This is a genomic window from Vibrio sp. J1-1 (assembly GCF_021728395.1).
Taxonomy (GTDB): Bacteria; Pseudomonadota; Gammaproteobacteria; order Enterobacterales; family Vibrionaceae; genus Vibrio.
Map to the genome: position 1 here is coordinate 1 of NZ_JAKKCM010000049.1, position 1,319 is coordinate 1,319.

The following is a 1,319-nucleotide window of genomic DNA, read 5'->3' on the forward strand; positions in this document are numbered from 1 at the left end:
TTGATGTATGGAATCCACTCTTCCCCAGCCAACCTAAACTTAGTGGGATGAGATAAAACCTGAGGATTCCAACATGCTAACCAACAATGTTATTGCTATAGACTTAGCTAAAAATGTTCTTCAAATCTGTCATATCAGCGTTCATGGTGAGTTACTTTTCAACAAAGCTTTGAACCGACAAAAAGCAAAAGAGTTTCTTGCTAAATCTAAGCCTTCAATCGTTGCTATGGAAGGTTGTTGTGGTTGTCACTACTGGGGGCAGTTAGCAGAACAGTACGGGCATGATGTGAGAATTCTTAACCCTAAAAAAGTAAAAGGGTACTTAGAAGGTCATAAAACCGATCATAATGATGCTCTCGCCATTGCAAATGCAGTTATTCAGATAGGTATAAAATACAGCCGACCAAAGTCAATAGAACAACAAGCCATGTACTCGTTAGAAAGCAGCCGACGCTTTTTATCTCGTACTGTAGTATCACTTGGACATCATATTAGAGGGACCTTATTGGGATATGGGATTGCAAACCCCAAGGGTGAAAAAGGCTTAAAAGCTTCTGTTCAAACAATACTAGATGGTGAAACACCTATACCAGCTAATGTTGTTTCAGTTCTATCTATGCTGTGGGAACAATACAAGCTACTCAAATCCAAATTAATTGAGTTTGAAAAAGAAAAAAATGCTTTAACACGTCAGATTGAACCATGCCAAAGACTTATGGAAATCGAAGGGGTTGGCGAAACAACAGCAGCGATGCTTTACACAACTCTGGGAGATGGCACGCAGTTTAAAAACGGAAGACAAGCTTCTGCTTTTGTTGGATTGACTCCTAAACAACATAGCTCCGGCGGTAAAGTGTTTATGATAGGGATTGATAAGTGTGGTGGTGTCAAAGAGTTACGTTCTTTACTTTATCTCGGAGCAATGTCTTATGTTGGTCGTCTACCAGAAACACCAAGGACTCAAAAAGATGTCTGGTTAGCCAAAATCATAAATCGAATTGGCTTCAAAAAGGCCTGTATTGCCCTCGCCAACAAAGTAGTTCGAACTGCATGGGCAATGCTTCGTTATCAAACAGATTATAAACCTGTTTTACTCACTGGTTAAGCGAACTTTACGAAATGATGATGCATAAAAGGTAAGACCAACCTACTGAAAACCTGACCTTTCTGTCATGCTTTAGAAGCTGCTAACTCGATGAGGACGGTAGGTGCGCAAACATCAAAGGTTAGAAGGTAGCTCCTTCAATAGAAACCGAATATACGTACGCATCTTAACTTTGAATTGCTAAATCACTTTGTAAATACGTGGATTCCATATA

The 1,319-nt window shown here is 39.7% G+C and carries 1 protein-coding gene; it reads left to right on the forward strand.

The window, feature by feature from the left end:
* Positions 1-73: 73 nt before the first annotated feature.
* Positions 74-1,105 (forward strand): IS110 family transposase, encoded by a 1,032-nt coding sequence (locus tag L3V31_RS21980; protein WP_237319360.1) that lies wholly within the window; start codon positions 74-76, stop codon positions 1,103-1,105.
* Positions 1,106-1,319 lie beyond the last annotated feature (214 nt).